The sequence below is a fragment of the Pseudomonas bharatica CSV86 genome (genome assembly GCF_000319305.2).
GTDB classification, from domain to species: domain Bacteria; phylum Pseudomonadota; class Gammaproteobacteria; order Pseudomonadales; family Pseudomonadaceae; genus Aquipseudomonas; species Aquipseudomonas bharatica.
Genome location: NZ_AMWJ02000001.1, coordinates 893,204 through 899,863, shown reverse-complemented (window position 1 = coordinate 899,863; position 6,660 = coordinate 893,204). Strand labels below are relative to the sequence as shown.

Here is a 6,660-nt window from a genome sequence, read left to right as displayed (position 1 = left end):
GGCTTGGCAAAAAAGGGGGCGGGTGACGAAAAGAAAACGCGCCGGCCGAGCCGACGCGTGCTGTCGCGTTGGCTCAGCCGGCGGCCTGGGCGGGCTGGCGCCCGGCACGATTGCGCCAGCGGGACAGGTGCTCTTCGGCGTAGCGGCGGATCTGCCGGAGCAATTGGGCCTGTTCGTCGATCAGGTAAAAGTGATGGCCTTCGAACATATCGAGGGAAAAGCCGGTGCAGGTATCCTCCTGCCAGTCCAGCAGTTCCTCGACCTTGACCGTGTCGCGCTTGCCGCCGAATACATGGATCGACAGGTCCAGCGGCTCGCGCTGGCCATGATTGAAGCTGCCGCAGAGCAGGAAGTCGGCACGCAGGATCGGCAGGATCAGCTCCAGCAGTTCCTGGTTGGCCAATACGCCTTCGCTGGTGCCGCCGAGTTCGCGCAAACGATCGATCAGTTCGGCGTCGGTCTTTTCGCGGGCGTACTCGCTGACATCGCGACGGGACGGGCCGGCGGTGGCCGAAGCGAACAGGCACAAGGGTTGCGGCAGGCCGCGCTCGCGCAGCACATGGGCCAGCTCGAAGGCCAGCAGGCCGCCAAGGCTATGGCCGAACAATGCGTAGGGGCGGTCCAGCTCGACGGCGATTTCGTCGGCCAGCAGCCTGGCCAGGGCGGCCATATCGGTGTGCAGCGGTTCGTCCATGCGCATGCCGCGGCCGGGCAGCTCCAGCGGGCGAATGCTCAGCCAGGCAGGCAGCTTGTGCTTCCATGGGCTGTAGCAGGTGGCGCTGGCGCCGGAATAAGGCAGGCAGAACAGGGTCAGGCCGGATGCGTCGCGTTCGATGCCCATTTTTCGTTTTCCTGTAGGTGCACGCCCCGGCCATGACAGCGGCCGGGCTTGTCTCCCAGAAGAACGGATGGCATGTGGAAATAATTAGTCGCATCTGCCGACAGGCATGACTTGGAGGCCCTATCGCTGCGGTTCGGCGGTCCGACAAGCCAGCTCCCACAGGTTTGTGGGAGCTGGCTTGCCAGCGATAGGGCCCGAAAGGTAAAACAGAAACGCCAGAAACGAAAAAAGCGACCCGGAGGTCGCTTTCTTCGTTTTGCTTCGAGGAGTTCAAGGGCCTCGAGGCGGATATGGCGCAGCGGACGGGACTCGAACCCGCGACCCCCGGCGTGACAGGCCGGTATTCTAACCGACTGAACTACCGCTGCGTATCGCACAGGCTTTCGCCTGCTTGAAACTGGGATCTGGCCTGAAGGCTTCGGTACCTTCGGACCTCAAACCGGTCATGAACCGATCTGGAGAAAAGTGGCGCAGCGGACGGGACTCGAACCCGCGACCCCCGGCGTGACAGGCCGGTATTCTAACCGACTGAACTACCGCTGCGCGATGTGGACTTGCGTCCTGTTCCTCTCTGGTAGACCGTTTCTTTCGAAGCGATCCGGGTCAGGAACTTCTCAGGAAGTGGTGGGTGATGACGGGATCGAACCGCCGACCCTCTGCTTGTAAGGCAGATGCTCTCCCGGCTGAGCTAATCACCCAAACTCATCAAACCTAACTTTCTTGCATCATCACTGCTTTCGCTGTGTTTCTGCTTTGTTACGTTTGCTTCGCTGAGGCCGCGAAATTTACGCAGGTAACGAACCTAAGTCAATAGCCCCATTGAAGTTTTTTTCAAAAAGGACAAAAAAGCTCATTCCCTCCTCCACCGCCCCAACCTCAGGCGGTAGCACAAACCTGCGATTCCTCAAGCGGCTGTCACTGGTAAATCATCTTCCGCGTCATGCCACCGTCGACGATGAACTCCTGCCCGGTCACGAACCCGGCATTCTTCGACAGCAGCCAGGCCACTGCCGCCGCCACGTCCTCCACCGTCCCCACCCTGCCCGCCGGATGCTGGGCATGGTCGGCGTCGCTGAGGGGCTCGGCACGCCGCGCGGAAGGATCACGGGCATCGATCCAGCCGGGGCTGACGGCGTTGACGCGGATCTCCGGGCCCAGGCTCATCGCCAGGGCATGGGTCAGCGCCAGCAGGCCACCCTTGCTCGCCGCATAGGCCTCGGTATCCGGCTCGGACTGGCGGGCACGGGTCGAGGTCAGGTTGACGATGGCCCCGCAGTGCGCACGCAGGTAAGGCGCGCAATGCTTGGCCAACAGCATCGGCCCGCTCAGGTTGACCGCCATAACGCGGTTCCAGTGGGCGAGGCTGAGGCTTTCGAGGGTGGTGTTGTGCGGATCGGCGATCGCCGCGTTGCACACCAGTGCATCGAGGCGGCCGAACTGGCCGAGGACTTCAGCCACGGCGAGGGTCACCTGGACTTCGTCGGACACATCCATGCCGACGAACCAGGCGTTGTCGCCCAGCACCTTGGCGACCTTGGCCCCGCGCACGCGGTCAAGGTCGGTGAGGACTACCTGCCAGCCCTCGGCGATCAGCCAGGCGGCGATGCCCAGGCCGATGCCGCGGGCAGCGCCGGTGACCAGCGCCACGCGACCGTTATGGCTTCGCTCGGCAACCGACCAGTCGATCACAGCGCCGCCAGGCCACGGGCGAGGTCGGCCTTGAGGTCGGCCACGTCTTCCAGGCCCACCGCGACACGGATCAGGCTGTCGCGGATCCCGGCCGCTTCACGCTCCTGCGGCGACAGACGGCCGTGGGAGGTGGTGCCCGGGTGGGTGATGGTGGTCTTGGCGTCACCGAGGTTGGCGGTGATCGAGATCAGCCGGGTGGCGTCGATGAAGCGCCAGGCGCCCTCCTTGCCGCCCTTGACCTCGAAGCTCACCACTGCACCGAAGCCCTTCATCTGGCGCTTGGCCAGTTCGTGCTGCGGATGGCTTGGCAGGCCGGCGTAGTGCACTTTCTCGATACCGTCCTGCTGCTCCAGCCATTCGGCCAGTGCCTGGGCATTGGCGCAGTGGGCGCGCATGCGCAGGTTCAGGGTTTCGAGGCCCTTGAGGAAGATCCAGGCGTTGAACGGGCTCAGCGAAGGGCCAGCGGTACGGATGAAACCGACCACTTCCTTCATCTGCTCGCTGCGACCGGCGACCACGCCGCCCATGCAACGGCCCTGGCCGTCGATGAACTTGGTCGCCGAGTGCATGACGATGTCCGCACCCAGTTCCAGCGGCTGCTGCAGCGCCGGGGTGCTGAAGCAGTTATCCACAACCAGCTGGGCGCCCTTGGCGTGGGCGATTTCCGCCAGCGCGGCGATATCCACCAGTTCGGCGAGCGGATTCGATGGCGACTCGACAAAGAGCAGCTTGGTGTTGGCCTTGAACGCCTGTTCCCACGCGCCCAGGTCGGCCAGCGGCACGTAGTCCACCTGGATGCCGAAGCGCTTGAAGTATTTCTCGAACAGGCTGATGGTCGAGCCGAACACGCTCTGCGAAACCAGCACATGGTCGCCGGCGCTGCAGAACGACATCACCGTGGCGAGGATCGCCGCCATGCCAGTGGAGGTGGCGACCGCCTGCTCGGCGCCTTCCAGGGCGGCGATGCGCTCCTCGAAAGCCCGTACGGTAGGGTTGGTGTAACGCGAATAGACGTTGCCTGGAACCTCGCCGGCGAACCGCGCCGCGGCATCGGCCGCGGTACGGAACACGTAGCTGGAGGTGAAGAACAGCGGATCGCTGTGCTCACCTTCCGGCGTGCGATGCTGGCCGGCGCGTACCGCCAGCGTATCGAAAGCGACCCCGTCGAGGTCGCTGTCCAGGCGCCCGGCATCCCATTCCTGTGTCATGCCGTTGCTCCTATATCAGTTGTTGTGAAGGTCGATGATCGCGCTGACCGCCTGGTTCTTGGCTTTCGCGAGGTCGTTGCGGGCCCGCTCGATGCGTTCCAGGTAGGCTGCGTCGACGTCGCCGGTGACGTACTGGCCGTCGAATACCGCGCAGTCGAAGTGCTCGATCTTGATCTTGCCGCCGCCAACCGCTTCGATCAGGTCAGGCAGGTCCTGGTAGACCAGCCAGTCGGCGCCGATCAGGTCGGCGACATCCTGGGTGCTGCGGTTGTGAGCGATCAGCTCGTGGGCGCTCGGCATGTCGATGCCGTAGACGTTGGGGAAGCGCACGGCCGGGGCCGCGGAGCAGAAGTAGACGTTCTTGGCGCCGGCTTCGCGGGCCATCTGGATGATCTGCTTGCAGGTGGTGCCGCGCACGATGGAGTCGTCCACCAGCATCACGTTCTTGCCGCGGAACTCCAGCTCGATGGCGTTGAGCTTCTGGCGTACGGATTTTTTCCGCGCGGCCTGGCCCGGCATGATGAAGGTGCGGCCGATGTAGCGGTTCTTGACGAAACCTTCGCGGAACTTCACGCCCAGGTGGTTGGCCAGCTCCAGGGCCGCGGTGCGGCTGGTGTCCGGGATCGGAATGACCACGTCGATGTCGTGGTCGGGACGCTCGCGCTGGATCTTCTCGGCCAGCTTCTCGCCCATGCGCAGGCGCGCCTTGTACACCGAGACGCCATCGATGATGGAGTCGGGGCGGGCCAGGTAGACGTGTTCGAAGATGCACGGCGAGAGTTTCGGGTTGGTCGCGCACTGACGGGTGTGCAGCTTGCCTTCCTCGGTGATGTACACCGCTTCGCCCGGTGCCAGGTCGCGGATCAGGGTGAAGCCGAGCACGTCCAGCGAGACGCTTTCCGAGGCGATCATGTACTCGACGCCTTCGTCGGTGTGACGCTGGCCGAAGACGATCGGGCGGATGCCGTTGGGGTCACGGAAGCCGACGATGCCGTAGCCGGTGATCATGGCCACCACCGCGTAGCCGCCGACGCAGCGGTTGTGCACGTCGGTGACCGCGGCGAACACGTCTTCCTCGGTGGGTTGCAGCTTGCCGCGCACCGCCAGTTCATGGGCGAAGACGTTGAGCAGGACTTCCGAGTCGGAGTTGGTGTTGACGTGGCGCAGGTCGGACTCGTAGATCTCCTTGGCCAGCTGCTCGACGTTGGTCAGGTTGCCGTTGTGCGCCAGGGTGATGCCGTACGGCGAGTTGACGTAGAACGGCTGGGCCTCGGCCGAGGTCGAGCTGCCCGCGGTTGGGTAGCGCACGTGGCCGATGCCCATGTGGCCGACCAGGCGCTGCATATGGCGCTGCTGGAAGACGTCACGGACCAGGCCGTTGTCCTTGCGCAGGAATAACCGGCCATCATGGCTGGTCACGATACCGGCAGCGTCCTGGCCGCGGTGCTGGAGGACCGTAAGCGCGTCATACAGCGCCTGATTGACGTTCGACTTACCGACGATACCGACGATGCCACACATGCGACGCAACCCCTACTTAATGAAACTGGACTGAACGGTGCTCACGGAGCTTTTGGCCCCAGGAGCTGTTCCTTGAACGGCAGATCAGCGGGAGCGCTGATTCCGCTGGCTAGCCACTGGCTGGTCAACCCCAGGATGAGGTTCTTCGACCAGTCAGCCACCAATAGAAATTGTGGCAAGAGCCGCGACTCCTGCCACCATGGATCCTGTTGTACCGGCCCCAGGCTCAACAGCCCGACGGCCACCACGACGAGCAATGCCCCACGGGCGGCACCGAAGGCCATGCCGAGGAAGCGATCGGTCCCGGACAGCCCGGTGACCCGAATCAGCTCGCCGAGCAGAAAATTGATCATCGCCCCCACCAGCAGGGTGGCGACGAAAACGATGGCGCAACCACCGATGACCCGGGCGGACGGCGTCTGGATATAGCTCTCGAGGTACTGCGCGGCGGAGCCGCCGAACATCCACGCCACCGCACCGGCGACGATCCAGGTGAGCAGGGACAGAGCTTCCTTGACGAAGCCGCGCTTGAGACTGATCAGCGAAGAAATGGCGATGATCGCGAGAATCGCCCAGTCGACCCAGGTAAATGCCACGGTGTTGCCTGCGAACGGTTGAGGCGGCGCATTTTACCAGAGCGCAGGACTATGGGTAAGCAGTGATTTGCCGTCCGGCGCAGGCGCTGGACGGCAGATTTCAGCCACGTTCGGGCTGGAAACGGACAACGAAGCCCTTGAGCTTCTGCTGGCGGCTGATGACATCGCGCAGGCGTTCGGCTTCGGCACGCTCGATGACCGGGCCGACGAACACCCGGTTCATGCCGTCGGCAGAACGGATATAGGCGTTATAGCCCTGGCTGCGCAGGGTTTTCTGCAGGGTGTCGGCGCTGGCCCGGTTGGACAGGCTGGCCAGTTGCACCGACCAGCTGACCGGCAGGCCATTCGGGTCGACCTTGCTGGCGCTGGCCTGGGTTGGCGCCGGCGTTTGCGTTGCCGGTTTGGCCGCAGCCGGGGCCGCCGCGACTGCCGGAGCAGGAACAGGAGCAGGCTTGGCCGCAGGCTGCGGGGTCGGTACCGGTGTGCTCGGCTTCGCTGCTTCCTGCTGGACAACCGGCTGCTGGACCGGCGCCTGCTGGACCGGGGCGATCGGCGTAGCCGGCGCCGTCTGCGGCTGGTCGGCGACGCTCTCGTCCGCAATCACCTGGGGCTCGGGTACCTGTACCGGTTCGACCTGCACCTGCGGCAGCGCCGGTACGGCAGGGGCCGCAGGTGCCTCGACCTTGACCTGGCGCAGTTCGTCCTGCTTGGTGAACAGCATCGGCAGGAAGATGACTGCCAGGGCCACCAGCACCAGTGCCCCGACCATGCGTTGTTTCATGACCTTGTCCAGCCCCGCCATTGG

At 64.3% G+C, this 6,660-nt stretch carries 6 protein-coding genes and 3 tRNA genes; all 9 read right to left on the bottom strand.

The genetic code is table 11. The features are described 5' to 3' along the window. Positions 1-73 precede the first annotated feature (73 nt). The 9 genes from CSV86_RS04245 to CSV86_RS04205 all read right to left on the bottom strand — a co-directional run bounded on the left by CSV86_RS04245 (position 74) and on the right by CSV86_RS04205 (position 6,657). On the bottom strand, positions 74-841 hold the full coding sequence (locus CSV86_RS04245) for a thioesterase II family protein (RefSeq protein ID WP_009403105.1): 768 nt from the start codon (positions 839-841) through the stop codon (positions 74-76). 291 nt (positions 842-1,132) lie between these two features. Continuing rightward, a tRNA-Asp gene (locus CSV86_RS04240) sits at positions 1,133-1,209 on the bottom strand. Between the two features lie 98 nt (positions 1,210-1,307). Beyond that, positions 1,308-1,384: transfer RNA gene (locus tag CSV86_RS04235), tRNA-Asp, on the bottom strand. Between the two features lie 79 nt (positions 1,385-1,463). Then, positions 1,464-1,539, bottom strand: a tRNA-Val gene (locus tag CSV86_RS04230). 217 nt (positions 1,540-1,756) lie between these two features. After that, positions 1,757-2,530 (bottom strand): SDR family oxidoreductase, encoded by a 774-nt coding sequence (locus tag CSV86_RS04225; RefSeq protein ID WP_009403104.1) that lies wholly within the window; start codon positions 2,528-2,530, stop codon positions 1,757-1,759. Continuing rightward, the gene (locus tag CSV86_RS04220; protein WP_009403103.1) at positions 2,527-3,738 is read right to left on the bottom strand and encodes an O-succinylhomoserine sulfhydrylase; all 1,212 of its coding nucleotides are present in this window, start codon (positions 3,736-3,738) and stop codon (positions 2,527-2,529) included. The genes CSV86_RS04225 and CSV86_RS04220 overlap by 4 nt, the downstream gene beginning before the upstream one ends. A 15-nt stretch (positions 3,739-3,753) precedes the next feature. Further along, positions 3,754-5,259 (bottom strand): amidophosphoribosyltransferase, encoded by a 1,506-nt coding sequence (gene purF / locus CSV86_RS04215; protein WP_009403102.1) that lies wholly within the window; start codon positions 5,257-5,259, stop codon positions 3,754-3,756. A 41-nt stretch (positions 5,260-5,300) separates the two neighbouring features. Next, complete coding sequence (locus tag CSV86_RS04210; RefSeq protein WP_009403101.1) at positions 5,301-5,855, bottom strand: CvpA family protein; 555 nt, start codon at positions 5,853-5,855, stop codon at positions 5,301-5,303. A gap of 100 nt (positions 5,856-5,955) precedes the next feature. Further along, positions 5,956-6,657, bottom strand: a complete 702-nt coding sequence (locus CSV86_RS04205; protein WP_009403100.1) for an SPOR domain-containing protein — start codon at positions 6,655-6,657, stop codon at positions 5,956-5,958. Positions 6,658-6,660: the final 3 nt, after the last annotated feature.